General features: G+C 65.7%; 15 protein-coding genes. 7 read left to right on the top strand and 8 right to left on the bottom strand.

Annotation, left to right across the window (positions count from 1 at the left end; all coding sequences use genetic code 11):
- Positions 1 to 71: 71 nt before the first annotated feature.
- From B2P87_RS01785 to B2P87_RS01765, 5 genes are all read right to left on the bottom strand, one after another.
- Positions 72 to 278, bottom strand: a complete 207-nt coding sequence (locus B2P87_RS01785; RefSeq protein ID WP_141890894.1) for a hypothetical protein — start codon at positions 276 to 278, stop codon at positions 72 to 74.
- Positions 279 to 448: 170 nt separating this feature from the next.
- The gene (locus B2P87_RS01780) at positions 449 to 931 is read right to left on the bottom strand and encodes a YcgN family cysteine cluster protein (RefSeq protein WP_141890893.1); all 483 of its coding nucleotides are present in this window, start codon (positions 929 to 931) and stop codon (positions 449 to 451) included.
- Positions 928 to 1,860, bottom strand: a complete 933-nt coding sequence (locus B2P87_RS01775; protein ID WP_141890892.1) for a bifunctional riboflavin kinase/FAD synthetase — start codon at positions 1,858 to 1,860, stop codon at positions 928 to 930. Before B2P87_RS01775 ends, B2P87_RS01780 begins: the two co-directional genes overlap by 4 nt.
- 493 nt (positions 1,861 to 2,353) lie before the next feature.
- Complete coding sequence (locus B2P87_RS01770) at positions 2,354 to 2,797, bottom strand: MaoC family dehydratase (protein ID WP_141890891.1); 444 nt, start codon at positions 2,795 to 2,797, stop codon at positions 2,354 to 2,356.
- A 197-nt stretch (positions 2,798 to 2,994) separates the two neighbouring features.
- Positions 2,995 to 3,870 carry a TIGR01459 family HAD-type hydrolase gene (locus B2P87_RS01765; protein ID WP_039949362.1) on the bottom strand — a complete coding sequence of 292 codons (876 nt, stop codon included), beginning with the start codon at positions 3,868 to 3,870 and terminating at the stop codon, positions 2,995 to 2,997.
- A gap of 195 nt (positions 3,871 to 4,065) precedes the next feature.
- Here B2P87_RS01765 and B2P87_RS01760 point away from each other — a divergent pair, with 195 nt between their 5' ends.
- On the top strand, positions 4,066 to 5,982 hold the full coding sequence (locus tag B2P87_RS01760) for a HAMP domain-containing methyl-accepting chemotaxis protein (protein ID WP_244940726.1): 1,917 nt from the start codon (positions 4,066 to 4,068) through the stop codon (positions 5,980 to 5,982).
- A gap of 429 nt (positions 5,983 to 6,411) precedes the next feature.
- Positions 6,412 to 6,897 carry a DUF995 domain-containing protein gene (locus B2P87_RS01755; RefSeq protein ID WP_244940725.1) on the top strand — a complete coding sequence of 162 codons (486 nt, stop codon included), beginning with the start codon at positions 6,412 to 6,414 and terminating at the stop codon, positions 6,895 to 6,897.
- A gap of 109 nt (positions 6,898 to 7,006) precedes the next feature.
- Here B2P87_RS01755 and B2P87_RS01750 read toward each other — a convergent pair whose 3' ends face one another.
- The 3 genes from B2P87_RS01750 to B2P87_RS01740 form a co-directional block, all read right to left on the bottom strand.
- Positions 7,007 to 7,927 (bottom strand): manganese-dependent inorganic pyrophosphatase, encoded by a 921-nt coding sequence (locus tag B2P87_RS01750; RefSeq protein ID WP_141890890.1) that lies wholly within the window; start codon positions 7,925 to 7,927, stop codon positions 7,007 to 7,009.
- A gap of 106 nt (positions 7,928 to 8,033) precedes the next feature.
- Positions 8,034 to 9,014 (bottom strand): TraB/GumN family protein, encoded by a 981-nt coding sequence (locus B2P87_RS01745; RefSeq protein ID WP_141890889.1) that lies wholly within the window; start codon positions 9,012 to 9,014, stop codon positions 8,034 to 8,036.
- 47 nt (positions 9,015 to 9,061) lie between these two features.
- A complete protein-coding gene (locus tag B2P87_RS01740; protein ID WP_058286017.1) occupies positions 9,062 to 10,045 on the bottom strand; it encodes a TraB/GumN family protein in 984 nt (327 codons plus the stop codon).
- 151 nt (positions 10,046 to 10,196) lie between these two features.
- Here B2P87_RS01740 and B2P87_RS01735 point away from each other — a divergent pair, with 151 nt between their 5' ends.
- From B2P87_RS01735 to B2P87_RS01715, 5 genes are all read left to right on the top strand, one after another.
- Positions 10,197 to 10,865: a DUF2161 domain-containing phosphodiesterase gene (locus B2P87_RS01735; protein WP_141890888.1), complete on the top strand. Its 669-nt coding sequence runs from the start codon at positions 10,197 to 10,199 to the stop codon at positions 10,863 to 10,865.
- Between the two features lie 254 nt (positions 10,866 to 11,119).
- Positions 11,120 to 11,407, top strand: coding sequence for a co-chaperone GroES (locus B2P87_RS01730; RefSeq protein WP_008554234.1), 288 nt, complete (start codon positions 11,120 to 11,122; stop codon positions 11,405 to 11,407).
- A gap of 65 nt (positions 11,408 to 11,472) precedes the next feature.
- Entirely contained in the window at positions 11,473 to 13,122 is a 1,650-nt protein-coding gene (gene groL, locus B2P87_RS01725) for a chaperonin GroEL (protein WP_058286015.1), read from the top strand.
- A gap of 252 nt (positions 13,123 to 13,374) precedes the next feature.
- Positions 13,375 to 14,268 (top strand): HNH endonuclease, encoded by an 894-nt coding sequence (locus tag B2P87_RS01720; RefSeq protein ID WP_141890887.1) that lies wholly within the window; start codon positions 13,375 to 13,377, stop codon positions 14,266 to 14,268.
- 95 nt (positions 14,269 to 14,363) lie between these two features.
- Complete coding sequence (locus B2P87_RS01715; protein WP_141890886.1) at positions 14,364 to 15,233, top strand: DMT family transporter; 870 nt, start codon at positions 14,364 to 14,366, stop codon at positions 15,231 to 15,233.
- Positions 15,234 to 15,271 lie beyond the last annotated feature (38 nt).

The following is a 15,271-nucleotide window of genomic DNA, read 5'->3' as shown; positions in this document are numbered from 1 at the left end:
GGCTGTCCGCTCCCAGACCTAAGCCAGCCCCGCGCCGCTGCCAAGCCGGCAATGGCCGGCCCGCCGGAACGTCAGAACACCCCGGCCAGGAAATACCCCAGCGCAATCCCGGCCGCCGCCGCAGCCGAGGACCACAGCGACAGCTGCGCGCTCAGCCTGGACCGGTGCCAGGCGCGGATTTCAGCCTCCTGCCGCGGGCTCAGCCCCTGACCGGCCAGAAAGGCCCTGGCCTTGCGCTCATCCGCGGCGGTGAAATAGGTGCCATGCTCAAACGGCATTTTCTGCTGCCCCCTTTTTTGCCCCGGTTCGACAGCCGCCGCCCGGCCAGGCGGCAGCCGCAACCGGCTGGCAGCAGTTTCGGCCTGGACAGGGGGATTTGCAACCTCAGGTTGCGTATGATGCGCCTCAAATTGAACGCGATCCGCGCGCCCCCCCCGGCGGCGCCTGCTCAGCCCAGCGGCTCGTCGATGATGTGGTCTTCCCAGTCTTCTTCGGCGATCTCGAATTCCGACACCGTCCAGCCGCGCACCGACACGCCTGCCTCATGCACGCTCTCCGGCGTGCCGGTCAGCAGCGGGTGCCACTCCGGCAGCGGCTTGCCCTGCCACAGCAGCCGGTAGGCGCAGGTCTGCGGCATCCAATAGGCGTGGGTGTCCAGGTTGTCCGGTTTCAGCACGATGCATTCCGGCACGAACTGATGCCGGATCGGATACTGCGCGCAGCGGCAGGTGCTGTCGTCCAGCAGGCGGCAGGCCACCCGGGTCAGCGCCACCTCGCCGCTGTCCTCGTCCTCCAGCTTGTTCAGGCAGCACTTGCCGCAGCCGTCGCACAGCGCTTCCCATTCCTTCTGGCTCAGCTTGGCCAGCGGCTTCTTCTCCCAGAACCGCTTGCCCAGACCGGAGCGGTCGATCACATCCTTGCCCGGTTTCATAGCGCCGCCAGGATTTCACGCGCCTGGGCGCAATCTGCATCCATCTGGGCGGTCAGCGCCTCCAGCCCGTCGAACTTCAGCTCAGGCCGCAGGAATTCCACCAGCCCGACCGACAGCGTTGCACCATAAAGGTCGCCTGAAAAATCAAACAGATAGGTCTCGATATTCGGCACCTCGCCGCCGAACATCGGCCGGACCCCGATCGAGGCCGCACCAAAGTAGCTGCCCTTGTGCGGGCCGTCCAGCACATCGACCAGCACCGCGTAGACGCCGAACCGCGGCTGGTGCAGCCCGTCAATCGACATGTTGGCGGTTGGAAAGCCCAGCTCCCGCCCGCGCTGCTCGCCGCCGATCACCACGCCCTCGATCCGGTGCCAATGGCCCAGCATCGCCCGCGCATCCGCAGGCCGGCCTTCGCTCAGCGCATTGCGGATCGCGGTGGAGGACACGGCATGTTCGGAATATTCCATCAAGGGCGCAATCGTCACGCCAAAGCCGTACTGCTCGCCAAAGCGCTGCAGGTCCGCGGCATCGCCCGCACGCCCCTTGCCGAAACAGAAATCGGCGCCCACCACCACATGCGCCAGCCCCAGCCCTTCGGCAATCACGTCGCGGGCAAATTCCTCCGGCGTCAGGCTCGACAGCGCGGTGTTGAAGTTCAGCTCATAGAGCCGCTCCACCCCCAGCTTCTCCAGCCGGTGAGCGCGGGTTTCGGCCCGCATCAGGCGAAAGGGCGGCGCATCGGGCGCAAAATACTCGCGCGGGTGCGGCTCAAAGGTCATCACCCCCAGCGGCGCGCCGGGGACGGCCTTGCGGGCCAGCTCGATCACCGACTGATGGCCCAGATGCACGCCGTCGAAGTTGCCGATGGCAACGGTGGCGCCCCGGTCCTGGTGTTCGACGAATTCAAAATCTCTGACGATACGCATGGCGCATCCGTACCCGCACCCGCGCGGCGGTTCAAGCGGCCAGTGGCGGGGGAGGGAGGCGCGCCGCGCGGGCATCTGTCCGCCCGGCGGTGCTGCGCGCCTTGTTCCGGGCGGTGAGGGGAGGCTTGCAGGTGTTGCACACCCACCGTACGCCCGCTTCAGGCAATCCTCACGGCCTTATGCGATGCTCCCAAATGATCGCGATCCCCCAGCCATGGTTCCCGCGCGCGGGGCCATGATACGAGGCGCAGGCATCTGTGGAGCTGCCTGCGCAACACCCGGAGACCGGCCCTGATAAAAAGGGGGTCGTCCAAGCGAGCTTGTCCGAGCAGGCCCCCGGCGGGGTCTGTCCACCTCCATCCGGCGGCGCCGCCCCCTTAACTGGGTTTCAGCGCATAAACGGAAACGAAAAGACCGAAACGGCACAATCCGGCAAAGCAAAACCGCCAAGGGCAATGGCCCCCGGCGGCGGAAACGGCTGCGTGCCGAAAACTCAGTCGAACTTGCGCGACGGCGCCATCACCATGGCCTCGCCCACCAGAACCTTCTTGCCGTTGACGATGCAGCGGCAGTCCAGCTTGACCCGGCGCTTGTCGATCACGATGTCGGTCACCTCGACCTCCGCCAGCACCAGATCGCCCGGCCGCACCGGCGCCAGGAACTTCAGCGACTGGCTCATGTAGATGGTGCCATGGCCCGGCAGCTGCTCGCCGATCACCGCCGAAATCAGCCCCGCGGTCAGCATCCCATGCGCGATCCGGCCCTCGAAAATGGTGTCCTGGGCATAGGCGTCGTCCAGATGCACCGGATTGCGGTCGGTGGAGACCTCGGCAAACATCTGGATGTCCTCATCGGTGATAACTTTGCGCAAGTAACGCACCATGCCCATCTCGATGTCTTCGATGCAGATGGTCCCGCGCGGCATGTTGTCCAACATTCGATCCTCCGTTCACCTGTCTGGCCCCAGGCGCCGATGAAATAATTGCGCGCTCCATTGCCCGCTTGCGCAACTTTATTACTTTGCAGTTGCAGAAAATCAAGAGGGTTTGACAAAAGAAAACCCCGCCTGTTGCGGCGGGGTCCAACCTTCAGATGCTGCGGAAGGCTCCGGCTCAGGGGCCGGGAAGGGTTGCTTTAGCGCAGGAAACCAATGGCATAGGCCGGGCTGGCCTGCTCCTTCTGCAGATAGGCCTCCAGCGCCGCCGGGTCCGGCTGGACCGATGTTTTTGTCTCACTGGCTGCCAGGCCGCCGGTGATGAACAGGGAATCGATGCCTTCGCCCATGGCGCCGGCAATATCGGTGTGCGGCCCGTCGCCGATCGCCAGGATATCCGCATCCGCAACGTCCTGGCCCAGCTCCGCCAGGCGGCGGCGCGCCAGGTCATAGATCGGCGGATGCGGCTTGCCGAAATACAGGCTCTCGCCGCCCATCTCGGTATAAAGCCGCGCCAGGGCGCCCGCGCACCACTCCCGCGTCTCGCCGCGGTCCACCACGATATCGGGATTGGCGCACAGCAGCTTCATCCCCATCTGCTTGGCATAGAGAAAATCGGGCCGGTTCACCGCCGGGTCCGCATGCGGGTCGAACGGGCCGCAGCAAACGATGCCCTCGGCCTCCTTCAGCGGCACCCGGGTGATCTCCACCGGGTCGTGGATCACATGCAGCGGCTCGAAAAAGCCCGCATCGCGCTCCCACTCGCCCATGAAATAGACCTTGTTGCCGACCGCCCCGGTGAACATCGCCGCCCGCGCGGAATCGCCGCTGGTGGCAATGGTGTCATAGGCATCCTGCGGCACGTTGAACTGCCCCAGCTGCGCCGCCACGCCCGCGCGCGGTTTCGGCGAATTGGTGACCAGCACCACGATGCCGCCCTCCGCCCGGTACGCCTGCAGCGCCGCCACCGCCTCGGGAAAGGCGGTGATCCCGTTGTGCACGCAGCCCCACAGGTCGACGAACAGCGCCTTATACCGGCCGGAGACTTCGGAAAGGGAGGAGATGATCTGGGTCATGGCAGCTTCTTCCACACAAAAAGGTCCTTTGGGTCTACCTATGGCAGAGGCTCCTCGCGAAGGCCAGTGCGGCGGCGGCGGGGGCCGCCCCGGAAAAACAGCGCAAAAAACCCGCCGCCGCCTCTGCGGCTTCAGGATTGCTTAAAGGTAAGCGGGAAAGGTTGGCGGTGAAAACAGCTCTAAGGTGTGTTTCCCATGTTCCGTACGTTATCCATGAAGACCCGGTTTCTCATTGCCGGTGTTATTTCCGTCGTCGCGATTCTGATCCTGTCCTCCTTCGCGGTCTACAGCCTCTGGCAAAGCGAGCTGGAGCTGGAACGGCAAATCAGCGCGACCCAGGTTTCCCGCCATGTGCTGCGGGCAGACATGATGCACGACGCGGTGGAGGCTTCGGTGCTCTCCGCCGTGCTTGTCGGAGCGGATGGCACGCCGGAGGAGAAGGCAGACACCCGCGCCAAGGCCGCGGAGAAGGATGCGGTCTTCCGCGAAGAAATGTCGGCCCTTCAGGCGATGGAGCTTGAGGCGGAAGTGAGCCGCCTTCTGGAGGCGGCTCTGCCGCAGATGGACCGCTTCCTGCGCGCTGCCAGTGAAACCATAGACACCGCGCTCACCGGCGGGCCAGGGCTGGAGGCGGCTCTGTCCGCGTTTCAGGCCCAGTCTGACGAGCTTGGTGCAGTCCTGGGCCCGCTGGGGGACACCATCATCAGCAACGCGCGCGCCACGGCTGTGTCGGCCCGCGCGCATGATATGACGCTGCTCTATTCGCTGCTGGCGGTGTCCGCTGCCCTGATCATTCTGTCCATTTACAATGCCCGCAAGATGACGCTGAACGTCGTGCGCCCCGTCGGCCGGCTGCGGGCGGCCCTGCGTGAGGTGGCCGAGGGTGAATTCGGCATCAAGGTGGCTGACAGGATGCGCCAGGACGATTTCGGCGATATCGCCAGCGCCATCGACAAGGTGTCGGCCCGGGTGATCTCCGCCCTGGACGAGCAGAATGCGCTGCGCCAGGAAAGCGAGCAGGTGATCGAGCGCCTGCGCAAGGGTCTCAAGCGGCTGTCGAACGGCGATCTGAGCGACCGGATCGCAGAACCGTTCACTGCCGACTACGACCCGCTGCGGGTGCATTACAATGAAACCGTCGACCGGCTGAACGAGCTGATGTCCGAGGTGGTGCAGGCCGGCGTCCGGATCCAGCGGCAGTCGGGGGAAATCCAGACCGCGTCGGAGGATCTGTCGTCGCGCACCGAAAGCCAGGCCGCCACGCTGGAGCAGACCGCCGCCGCGCTGGAGCAGATGACCGCCAGCGTCAACTCCTCGGCCCGCAACGCCCAGGAGGTGCAGGAGGTGGTGAACTCCGCCCGCAGGGATGTGGAGCACAGCGGCCAGGTGGTCGAAGGCGCCGTCAGCGCGATGAACGCGATCGAAACCTCTTCCCAGCAGATCTCGCAGATCATCGGCGTGATCGACGACATCGCCTTCCAGACCAACCTCCTGGCGCTCAACGCCGGGGTCGAGGCGGCCCGCGCGGGCGAGGTCGGCCGCGGCTTTGCGGTGGTGGCCTCCGAAGTGCGGGCGCTGGCGCAGCGGTCCTCGGATGCGGCGATGGAAATCAAGACCCTGATCAGCACCAGCTCCGCCCATGTGGAGGACGGCGTGCGCAAGGTGGACGGCGCCGGCAAGGCGCTGACAACCGTGGTCAGCCAAGTCAGCAACATCGCCGAGTTGGTGTCGGGCATCTCCAGCGAATCCGCCGAACAGGCGCAGGGTCTGAACGAGATCAATATCGGCGTCTCCCAGCTGGATTCGGTGACCCAGCAGAATGCCTCCATGGTGGAGCAGTCCGGGTCCGCCATCCGCTCGATGAATGCCGAGACCGTGGGACTGAACCGGCTGGTCGGCCAGTTCACCCTGCGCGAGGGGCAGGGCGCGGCGGCGGTGCAGATGCCGGCAGCGGAGGTCTGGAGTGACACCCCCGCGGCGCATCCGGCGGAGCCCTCCCTGCCGGAGCCTGAGATGGCCAGCCCGGCGCAGGATGATGCCCGCTGGGAAGACTTCAATGACGGCAGCGAAGCCTGGCCGGAGGAGGGCGCGCCGCTTTCCAAATCTGCCTGAGCCCTGCCAGGGCCGCGCGCAGGCCGGCGTCTCAGCCGGCCTTGCCTGCGTCCGGCGGTCAGGATCAGCGGCAGCAGACGGCGCTGCCGAGCTCCGCATGAGGCTGGCCGCGCCATGCCGGGCGCCGCCCGGCGCCTGCCGCCGCCCGATACCCGGCAAGGCCGTGGCCCGGCCCCGGGCGGCAGCAAACTCCTATCAATATCGATAGGTTGGCGCCGCGCCGGGATTTTGGCACCCTGCTCCGGCGGCCCGGCCATCGGCTGAGGTGCCGCCTCTGGCAGGCGCAAGTGTAACGAGTAACGGCGGCCCCTGGCGTTCAGGGGCATCAGGTGCGCCGGGGGGCAGTGCCGGCCGTAGCTGGCAGCACCTGCCAGAGGCCTCTTCCCAGGCGGGCGCGCAACCCGTGTCTGGAATAAAGGGGGGGAGGACATGACATCCGTTAAGCAAAGCCTCAGACTGGCCGTGGCGGCCTGCGTTCTGGCTTCCATGCCCGCAGCACCGGCTCTGGCCGGCGGCAAGCCCAAGGGCGCCAAGGCAACCCCGCCCGAGGTGATCCTTCAGCTTTATGCGGGCAAGACCTCGAACTGGAACAGCGGCGGCCATGCCTATTGGGCGCCGGACGGCCAGTTCCAGGGGATCAACAAAACCAAGGACGCCGTTGGCGTCGGCAAATGGTATGTGACGCGCAAGGGCAAACTCTGCCACGAAGCCAACTGGCACAAGGCCGAAGGCGGTGCGGTCAAGGCCTATCCGCACAAAAGCTGCTGGCAGTTCGTCACCGCTCCGGACGGCACCGTGTGGGAGCGTTACCTGAACGAGGACGGCGACTGGTACCGGCACAAGCAAAGCAAGCAGGTCAGCGGCAACAGCCAGCAGCGCCTGTTCCGCAAGATCAGCCGGGATCTGGGGCTGTAGCCCGGCCGCCCTGCCGCAAGGCCGGCGCCTGCGCCGCAGCACCACCGGCCCGGTAACAGAAAAAGGCGCCCCGCGGGGCGCCTTTTGCGTGTCACAGACCTGAGGCGGATCAGACTTTCAGGTTCGGAATGATCTGCTTTTTGCGGGACATGATGCCCGGCAGCACCACGGTGTCGCCTGCGGCCTCGGCGCCAAAAGATTTGGCGGCCACGGTTTTCACCAGGTCGTTGGGCACCAGCAGGGTGGCTTCTTCGTTCAGGATGTCGACCACGAACAGCAGCACCTGGTCGACGCCGTCCTCGGCTGCGACGGCGGTCATGGTGTCCATCAGCGACGCCTTGCGGTCCAGCACCACGGCCGGCGCGGTGGTTTCCAGAACCGAGACGCGGAACTTGGTGCCGTCGACCTCATACTCCTTGGAGTCCATGCGCAGCAGCTCGGCATCGGAGAAGGAGGAGACGTCGGATTTCGCGGCAAACATCTCGGCCGCGTAATCGGAGATGTTGATGCCCAGGTCGGCGGCCAGCTTCTCGGCCACGGCCTTGTCATGCGCGGTCGTGGTCGGCGAGCGGAATTCCAGGGTGTCGGACAGGATGCAGGTCAGCGCCGCGCCCTTGATGGCTTCCGGCATCTTGGCGGCATCGTCGCCCATCAGGTCGTGCATGATGGTGGCGGTGCAGGCCAGCGGGCGGATGGTGATGTCGATCGGACCCTTGGTTTCCAGGCCGCCGACCAGCTTGTGGTGGTCGATGATTGCCTGCACATCGGCGCCGTTGATGTTGGCGGGCAGCTCTGCCGGGTTGTTGGTGTCGACGATCACGACAGCCGCATCATCGGCCACGTCCGCGATGATTTCCGGCTTCTCCAGGCCCCAGCGCTGCAGCATAAAGGCCGCTTCGGTGTTCGGCTCGCCCAGCAGCTTGGGCGCGGCGGCGGCGCCCTTCACCTCGTTCAGGTACCAGGCCCAGACGATCGGGGAGCCGGTGGAATCGGTGTCGGGGGATTTATGGCCGAAAACTTGAATGGTCATGTGACTGTCCTGTTCACTCATGAGTCCAAAAAGGGGAGATTTGCGCGCCTTATAGGGGCGGCGCGCAGCCTTGTCACCCCGCAGCTGCTGCAATGCGGCGATGTGCTCAGAACGGGGCGCGCTCCAGGCTGTAGCCCTGCTGCTGCAGCAGGTTCAGCACGCCGTTCTCCCCCGGCAGATGCAGCGCCCCGGCGGCCACCACGAGGGTGCCGGCCTCGGCGGCTTCGATCACCGGAATCCAGGCCCGGTTGCGCTGGTCCAGCAGCTGCTGCATTGCCTCCGCCCACATCTCTTCGCGCTCCGCCCGGGTCAGGGCGCCGTTTTCCAGAAACGCCTGCTCGCTCAGCAGCAGCGCGTGCAGCACCTGCTGGTCGAAATAGGCCTCCGACATGGTGAAGAAATCGTCCTGGCCGCCGCCCAGCAGCGCGGTATAGGCGCGCAGCTGGCGGACTTGCTCCTCCAGCGGATCGCCGTCCAGCATCCGGATCACGCTCATCGGATCCTCCAGCGAGCGGATCGGCACGCCGGCCTCTTCCGCCGCGGCGGCCAGGCGCAGGTCGAGGCCGTTCTTCACGTCCGGCTGGCGCAGCACGCAGGGCGGCACCGCCATCGACAGCGCAAGGAACCAGGGCCGCATCTTGGCAGCCATCCAGGGCGCAATCCCGTGCGCGCGGGCCTTGGCGGCCAGGCTCTCCCATTCCTGCCGGGGCAGGCGGTCGATCAGCGTCGGCCCTTCGGTGATCAGCATCAGCGACGGGGTGCGGCCCAGTTTCCGTTCGAACGCGGCCTTCTCGGCGGGGCTGGCCTCCATCAGCAGCAGGCCGGCCTCGCGGACCACCGGGGCCAGCTTGGCAGTGATCGCCTCCATCCGCGGGTCATTGATGTGCATGGTGCCGATCACATGCACGGTGCGGGTGCCGCGGCGGGCGATCCAGTGGTTGCCTTCGGCAAAGGGGGCGGCTGCGGCCCGGGCCTGCAGGCGGGCCAGATCGCCGGCCGCAAGGGTGGTGCGCAGGTCGGTGCCGGTGCAGCCCGCCCACAGCGCGGCGGGCAGCAGCAGAAAAAGGAGGGTGAAGAAAAGCCGCATGACAGACAGGTCCTGAAACTGGGGAGGAAAACCGCGATGCGCCGGGTCTACCACGCGGCGCGGGTGAGGCTGAACCCCTTGCGGTGCAGCAGGTTCAGCACCCCGTTTTTGCCGGGCAGATGCGCCGCGCCGACCGCAACCACGATCCGCTCGTGGCGGGCGGCCTCGATCACCTTCATCCAGCGCCTGTTGCGCTGGTCCAGCAGGCGGTCATTGTACTGGCGCCACAGACGCGCGGTCTCGGCCCCGGAAAAGCTGCTGTACTGGGCGCTGATCCACGGGGCCAGCACGAAGGCGGACCAGACGCTCTGGTCGAAATAGGCCTCCACCGGGGTGGCATCCTCGGGCTTGGAGGAGCGCACCAGTTCCAGCTCCAGCTCCAGCATCCGCGCCTGGTCGCGCAGCGGCAGGCCGGCAATCGCCGTCAGCGCCTGCGCCGGGGTTTCCAGCCCGCCCACCGGGATCCGCTTGCGGCGCGCGAAATCGGCGATCCGGTCGTCCAGCCCGCGCTTCAGGCCAAAGCCGTAGGGGCGGCAGCCGCTTTGCACCAGGAACATCGACACCGCCCAGGGCTGCATCCGGTTCATGGTGTCCAGATTGGCGCCGGAGACCCGCGCGGTCAGTTCAAAATGGCGCCAGGCTTCCTTGCCCAGCAGGTGCCGCAGCTCTTGCCCTTGCGGCAGCAGAAAGCTGCTGGCCAGACTCGCGGGCATGGTTTCCGGCGTCTCCACTCCGGGCTGCAGCGTTTCCAGGTAGATCGCCTGCGCCGAGGCCAGCGCCGGGCGCAGGTTGCGCATCACCCGGGCCATGCGGGAATCGCCGCCGTGCATGGTGCCGATCACATGGATGGTGCGGCTGCCCTTGGTGGCGATCCAGTGGTTGCCGCGGGAAAACGGGGTGGCGGCCATCTCGCGCTCCAGCCGCGCTTCGGTGGCGGGCGGCAGGTGGTCGCGGTAGTCGATGCCGCGGCAGGCGGCCAGGCCGGCAGAGGCCTGCAGGACCAGGGCCAAGGCAAGTGCAATGGGTTTCATCAAGCGCCCTTTCCCCGGGGGTCCGGAACTGTGGCCTGAGTGTATGACCCTAGGACGGGGCAGGGGGGGCGGCAATGCAAAACCTGCCGCCTGGGCCGTAAAACCGCGCGGCGGATTGCCTTCGGCGGCGCTTGCTGCCAGTCATGGCGGCATGGAACGCGAGGATCAGCTATATGCGCCGGTGAAGGCGCTGCTGGAGGCCCAGGGCTACGCTGTGAAGGGCGAGGTGGGGGCTGCCGATGTGGTGGCTGTCCGCGGCGCGGAGCCGCCGGTGATTGTCGAGCTGAAGCTGAAATTCTCCTTGTCGCTGTTCCACCAGGCGGTGGCCCGGCTGGCGGTCACCGATCACGTCTATATCGCGGTGCCGCGGCCCGGGGGGCGGCAGGCGCGGCGGATGCTGAAGGACAATCTGGCGATGTGCCGGCGGCTGGGGCTGGGGCTGATTACCGTGCTGGCAGACGGCCGGGCCGAGGTGCATTGCGACCCCGGACCGTACAGCCCGCGCAAATCGAAGAAGAAACAGACGCGGCTGCTGCGCGAGTTTCAGGCGCTGCGCGGCGACCCGAACGCAGGCGGCGCCACCCGGCACGGCATCGTCACCGCCTACCGCCAGGACGCGCTGGCCTGCGCCGCGCATCTGGCCGGCGCAGGCGCCTGCAAGGGAGCGGAAGTCGCCAAGGCCACCGGCGTGGCCCGCGCCACCCGGCTGATGGCCAGCAACCATTACGGCTGGTTCGAGCGGGTGGAGACCGGGATCTACCAGCTGACCGAGGCGGGCCGCGCAGGCCTGGTGCATTGGGCGGAAAGCTGGGAAACCTAGGCCGGGCCGGGCAGCAGCGGTAACGGCCGCCTGATTTCCGGCGCAAAATCATTGCCTTGCGGAGGCTCCGCACGATGCCCGCAGCGCTGCGCAATTTCCTGCGATTTTTCTTGCCGGAAGATGTTGACTCGGCCCGGCCCGATGCCTAGCTTCCCCGTCGTTAGCACTCACCCCGAGTGAGTGATAACGGCCCCGCCGGGGAGGCGGAGGTCCAACAGATAACAACCTTTGAGCCTTTTTAAGGAGCTGCAAAGATGGCATTGAAACCGCTTCATGACCGCGTGCTGGTGCGCCGCACCGAAAGCGAAGAAAAAACCGCGGGCGGCCTGATCATCCCCGATTCCGCCAAGGAAAAGCCGAGCGAAGGCGTTGTGGTTGCTTGCGGCGCAGGCGCCCGCAAGGACAGCGGCGAGCTGATCGAGATGGCCGTCAAATCCGGCGACCGCATCATGTTCGGCAAGTGGTCCGGCACTGAGATCACCGTCGACGGCGAAGAGCTGCTGATGATGAAGGAAAGCGACATCATGGGCATCATCGAGTAAGCCCGCGGGCCTGCTCTGATCCCATCCCTCGCTGACAATTACAGATTACTCTAGGAGAGTGAAAAATGGCTGCTAAGGACGTCAAATTCGACACCGATGCCCGCAACCGCATGCTGAAGGGCGTCAACATTCTGGCCGATGCCGTGAAAGTGACCCTGGGCCCGAAAGGCCGCAACGTGGTTCTGGACAAATCCTTCGGCGCACCGCGCATCACCAAGGACGGTGTCTCGGTTGCCAAGGAAATCGAACTGGAAGACAAGTTCGAGAACATGGGCGCCCAGATGGTGAAGGAAGTTGCTTCCCGCACCAACGACGAAGCCGGTGACGGCACCACCACCGCAACCGTTCTGGCCCAGGCGATCGTCAAAGAAGGCCTGAAGCAGGTTGCTGCCGGCCTGAACCCGATGGACCTGAAGCGCGGCATCGACCTGGCAACCGCCAAAGTCGTGCAGGGCATCAAGGACATGGCCCGCGAAGTGAAAGACTCCGACGAGGTTGCGCAGGTTGGCACCATCTCCGCCAACGGCGAAGCTGAAATCGGCCGCCAGATCGCGGACGCGATGCAGAAGGTTGGCAACGAAGGCGTCATCACCGTCGAAGAGAACAAGGGCATGGAAACCGAGACCGACGTGGTCGAGGGCATGCAGTTCGACCGCGGCTACCTGTCGCCCTATTTCGTCACCAACCCGGACAAGATGATCGCGGATCTGGAAGACTGCATGATCCTGCTGCACGAGAAGAAACTGTCTTCGCTGCAGCCGATGGTGCCGCTGCTGGAGCAGGTGATCCAGTCGCAGAAGCCGCTGCTGATCATTGCTGAGGACGTCGAAGGCGAAGCGCTGGCAACCCTGGTTGTCAACAAGCTGCGCGGCGGCCTGAAAATCGCAGCCGTCAAGGCACCGGGCTTCGGCGACCGCCGCAAGGCCATGCTGCAGGACATCGCGATCCTGACCGGCGGCCAGGTGATCTCCGAAGATCTGGGCATGAAGCTCGAGTCCGTCACCATGGACATGCTGGGCACCGCCAAGAAAATCTCCATCACCAAAGACGAGACCACCATCGTCGACGGCGCTGGCGAGAAGGCCGAGATCGAAGCCCGTGTGGCCCAGATCCGCACCCAGATCGAGGAAACCACCTCTGACTACGACCGCGAGAAGCTGCAGGAACGCGTTGCCAAACTGGCAGGCGGTGTGGCCGTGATCCGCGTCGGCGGCATGACCGAAGTCGAAGTGAAAGAGCGCAAGGACCGTGTGGACGATGCGCTGAACGCGACCCGCGCAGCCGTGCAGGAAGGCGTGATCGTCGGCGGCGGTGTTGCCCTGGTGCAGGCCGGCAAGGGCCTGGACGGCCTGGAAGGCGCCAACGCTGACCAGAACGCAGGCATCAACATCGTCCGCAAGGCCATCGAAGCGCCGCTGCGCCAGATCGCCGAAAACGCAGGCGTCGACGGTGCCGTGGTTGCCGGCAAGGTCCGCGAGTCCTCCGACAGCGCATTCGGCTACAACGCGCAGACCGGTGAATATGGCGACATGTTCTCCTTCGGCGTGATCGACCCGGCCAAAGTGACCCGGACCGCACTGGAAGACGCGGCCTCGGTTGCAGGCCTGCTGATCACCACCGAAGCCATGATTGCCGACAAGCCCGCCAAAGAAGGCGCGGCAGGCGGCGGCATGCCCGACATGGGCGGCATGGGCGGCATGGGCGGCATGATGTAATCACAAATCCCTTCGGGATTTGGGATGCGGCGACAGGCGATTGGCCGGGAAGGCCAATCTGCCGGAAGCCCACCGCTGACGACTGCAAGACTTGGGGCTGCCTTCGGGCGGCCCCTTTTCGTTTTGAGAGGTATTGAAGGCCTGCGGTGCGGGCCTGCCTCCGGCGGGAGTATTTGGGCAAAGGTGAAAGGGGGGGGGCACGTTTTCTCTCCCCTCTTTTCGTTTATGAAACAACGGCCTAAAGTCACCGTCATGGTCAAAGCAGTTTTCATTCAGTCTTCGCATTCAGGTTATGACGACCAGCCTGGCAAAGCGTACCATTTCCCTAAAAAGCACTACCTGAGCCGGGTTGAGCAAACTGTCGGCGACTGGGTTGTCTTCTATGAGGGCCGGCGCGGCGGCGGTAAAGGCTACCATTCTGTCCAGCGTGTGCTTCAGGTGCAGGATGACCCGAAGGATCCTGCAATGGCTTATGCGCTGCTGGACACAGGCAGTGAGCTGTCCTTCGAGAATTTTGTTCCCCGATGGGTGGAAGGGCAGGGGCCGTATGAAACCGGGCTGCCCAGGTCGCGCGGCAGCAACACCAGCGCGGTCCGGCTGATCTCCGATGCTGATTTTGCGCGGATTATTACCGCCGGTCTGGCGGCACGCGAAGAGCCGAATGCCATCCCTCGAACCGGAGATTTCACCGCAGAGCCCGGGTTTGCCGAGGCGCAGGCCCCCTTTGAACCGCAGGATCAGCCACGCGAAATGCTGCTGTCCCAGCGGGCCTTCCGGGACCGCAGTTTTGCGAGGCAGGTCAAACATGCCTATGGCGGCCGCTGTTCGATGTCGGGGCTGGAGTTGCGTAATGGCGGAGGGCGGCCGGAGGTGGAGGCCGCACATATCGTGCCGGTTTCGGAACGCGGTCCGGATACGGTGCGCAATGGGCTGGCCCTGTCGGGAACCGTGCATTGGATGTTCGACCGGGGGCTGCTGTCGATCAGCGATGATAACGAGGTGCTTGTTGCGAAAAAGGCGGTGGATGAGGCGACGCTTAATCGTTTGCTGCTGCCGGACCGGCGACTGATCGAGCCGGTGAACCCGGCTTTCAAACCTCACAGATCATACCTCCGCTGGCATCGGGAAAATGTCTTCAAGGGCTAAAGCCCTTGGGCGGCGGCAGATGTCCAATTGAGGGATCGGCGGCTGACACGAAAATATCAGTGGCCCCGCACGCTCCGGCGCGCTACCCCTTGAAAATGCGCCTGTTTCTTCTTGTCTCCCTCACCATGGCGGCCTTTGCCGCGAACTCCATCCTCAGCCGGCTGGCGATCGGGGGCGGGCATATGGATGCGGGCAGCTTTGGTCTTTTGCGGCTGGCCTCCGGTGCGGCGATGCTGGTGGTGCTGTGCCAGGCGCAGGGGCTGGCGGTGCGCCAGGGCCTGCGGGCGAGCCTGGGGGGCGGGGCGGCGCTGACGCTTTATATCGCGGGGTTTTCGCTGGCCTATCAGCAGCTCGACGCAGGCCTTGGCGCGCTGGTGTTGTTCGGGGTGGTGCAGGTCACGATGTTCCTGTGGGGGGCGGTACGGGGCAATCCGGTCAGCGCGGGCCAGCTGGCGGGCGCGGTGCTGGCGTTTCTGGGGCTGGCCTATGTGGTCTGGCCCGACGGCTCCGGCGCAACGCCCTTGGGCGCGTCGCTGCTGATGGCGGCGGCGGGTCTGGGCTGGGGGATCTACAGCATTCTGGGGCGGGGGGCGGCGCAGCCGCTGGCGGCGACGGCGGTGAATTTCCTGTGGTCGGCGGCGATGTTCCTGCCAATTGCCTTATGGCTGGGCGGCAGCTCGGTCAGCCTCTATGGCGCGGGGCTGGCGGTGCTGTCGGGGGCGGTGACCTCCGGCATGGGCTATGCGCTGTGGTACCGGCTGCTGCCGCAGATCCTGCCCGCGGTGGCCGCCACCGTGCAGCTGAGCGTGCCGGTGATTGCGATCCTGGCGGGGGCCGTGCTGCTGGGCGAGACCGTGACCCTGCGGCTGCTGTTTGGCAGTGCGGCGGTGCTGGGCGGCATTGCGCTGGTGGTGCTGCGGGCGCCGGGGCGCAAGGCGCAGCCGGCCAAACGGGCCGCCGGCTGACCGCGGGGTCTTCCCTGTGCCGCCGCTTGCGCTTATCT

It is taken from the genome of Leisingera sp. UBA4491 (genome assembly GCF_002388965.1).
Taxonomy (GTDB): Bacteria; Pseudomonadota; Alphaproteobacteria; order Rhodobacterales; family Rhodobacteraceae; genus Leisingera; species Leisingera aquaemixtae.
This window is presented reverse-complemented; position numbering and strand designations above follow the sequence as displayed.

Excerpts from the sequence above, each read along its gene's own strand:
- B2P87_RS01785 (WP_141890894.1), bottom strand. The coding sequence starts at position 278 with ATGCCGTTTGAGCATGGCACCTATTTCACCGCCGCGGATGAGCGCAAG.
- B2P87_RS01780 (WP_141890893.1), bottom strand. The coding sequence starts at position 931 with ATGAAACCGGGCAAGGATGTGATCGACCGCTCCGGTCTGGGCAAGCGG.
- B2P87_RS01775 (WP_141890892.1), bottom strand. The coding sequence starts at position 1,860 with ATGCGTATCGTCAGAGATTTTGAATTCGTCGAACACCAGGACCGGGGC.
- B2P87_RS01770 (WP_141890891.1), bottom strand. The coding sequence starts at position 2,797 with ATGTTGGACAACATGCCGCGCGGGACCATCTGCATCGAAGACATCGAG.
- B2P87_RS01765 (WP_039949362.1), bottom strand. The coding sequence starts at position 3,870 with ATGACCCAGATCATCTCCTCCCTTTCCGAAGTCTCCGGCCGGTATAAG.
- B2P87_RS01760 (WP_244940726.1), top strand. The coding sequence starts at position 4,066 with ATGTTCCGTACGTTATCCATGAAGACCCGGTTTCTCATTGCCGGTGTT.
- B2P87_RS01755 (WP_244940725.1), top strand. The coding sequence starts at position 6,412 with ATGACATCCGTTAAGCAAAGCCTCAGACTGGCCGTGGCGGCCTGCGTT.
- B2P87_RS01750 (WP_141890890.1), bottom strand. The coding sequence starts at position 7,927 with ATGACCATTCAAGTTTTCGGCCATAAATCCCCCGACACCGATTCCACC.
- B2P87_RS01745 (WP_141890889.1), bottom strand. The coding sequence starts at position 9,014 with ATGCGGCTTTTCTTCACCCTCCTTTTTCTGCTGCTGCCCGCCGCGCTG.
- B2P87_RS01740 (WP_058286017.1), bottom strand. The coding sequence starts at position 10,045 with ATGAAACCCATTGCACTTGCCTTGGCCCTGGTCCTGCAGGCCTCTGCC.
- B2P87_RS01735 (WP_141890888.1), top strand. The coding sequence starts at position 10,197 with ATGGAACGCGAGGATCAGCTATATGCGCCGGTGAAGGCGCTGCTGGAG.
- B2P87_RS01730 (WP_008554234.1), top strand. The coding sequence starts at position 11,120 with ATGGCATTGAAACCGCTTCATGACCGCGTGCTGGTGCGCCGCACCGAA.
- groL (WP_058286015.1), top strand. The coding sequence starts at position 11,473 with ATGGCTGCTAAGGACGTCAAATTCGACACCGATGCCCGCAACCGCATG.
- B2P87_RS01720 (WP_141890887.1), top strand. The coding sequence starts at position 13,375 with ATGGTCAAAGCAGTTTTCATTCAGTCTTCGCATTCAGGTTATGACGAC.
- B2P87_RS01715 (WP_141890886.1), top strand. The coding sequence starts at position 14,364 with ATGCGCCTGTTTCTTCTTGTCTCCCTCACCATGGCGGCCTTTGCCGCG.